Source organism: Colwellia sp. MB3u-41, from assembly GCF_014076845.1.
Classification (GTDB): domain Bacteria; phylum Pseudomonadota; class Gammaproteobacteria; order Enterobacterales; family Alteromonadaceae; genus Colwellia_A.
This window is the reverse complement of the sequence record NZ_JACGUT010000032.1, coordinates 1-942: the sequence shown is the minus strand read 5'-3', so window position 1 is coordinate 942 and position 942 is coordinate 1. Positions and strand designations below refer to the sequence as shown.

The window sequence follows — 942 nt, the reverse complement described above, 5'->3', positions numbered from 1 at the left end:
ATGTGAACGGAGTGAAACAGCCAACTGTTTTTTGTCCGTTTGAATGCCTTGTTATGCGATTTTTACATTACCACAAACCGTACAATTTATATAAATATTAGTAACATAAAATGCACGTTTAAAAACCTCACAGCATTGCGACACACCAAATCGTGAATGTTGAGCCACTAATGAAAAGTGAATTTACCACTTACCTACTTTGGCGAAAAACTATTTAACCAAAAACTTAAATAGATTTAATTACGCGTAAATAACTAGGATAAAGAAAAGGCAACTACCACAATTACATTTAATCGAATTCGCAATGCCGCATAACGCCCCATTAAGAGGCTTTTAATTGTTGGCTAAAATGTGAAGCGAAGCGGAACCTAGCCAACTGTTAAAAGTCCTGCTTGAATGGCTTGTTATAAGCCACATTTCGGCAAGATTATATTGCCTGATAAATCTATTGCTAGTTTACGATTAAAGTTATTAGATGGAATGTTTTTGTTAAATACAACATACCCAACTTTATACAACCAATAACTTTCCTTTAAACCCTTTACTGAAACTGATGCTAAGTTAAAACTAACTGCATGACCTTTTTCTGATGCAGTTAAGTTTGTAGACGCCCAGTTATGAAAAATTAAACTTACTTCTTTTATTGATAACGGCGGCTTAGAAACAGCATCCCAGTTTTTAGTTGGGTGGTTATCAAATCCTAATGTACAGGTATTGCTATTTGACGGCCAAGTTTCAAAAGTAAAATTATTACTTAAAGAGAAGAAAGGTAATAATATTAGTAAAACTAGAAGATAGCGCATAACTTTCCTTGTGGCTTATAACGCTTTGCTAAGCGGAAAATAATGGTTGGCTATAATCGCGAAGCGATGGCCAACTGTTATTTTTCCGTTTGAGCAACTTGTTATATGCAGAGAACGTTGAATCAAACTCTGCACGAAC

At 34.8% G+C, this 942-nt stretch carries 1 protein-coding gene; it reads right to left on the bottom strand.

Going from position 1 to position 942, the window contains the following annotated elements; genetic code table 11:
* Positions 1–404 precede the first annotated feature (404 nt).
* Positions 405–803 carry a hypothetical protein gene (locus H4J73_RS01910; RefSeq protein ID WP_182223091.1) on the bottom strand — a complete coding sequence of 133 codons (399 nt, stop codon included), beginning with the start codon at positions 801–803 and terminating at the stop codon, positions 405–407.
* Positions 804–942 lie beyond the last annotated feature (139 nt).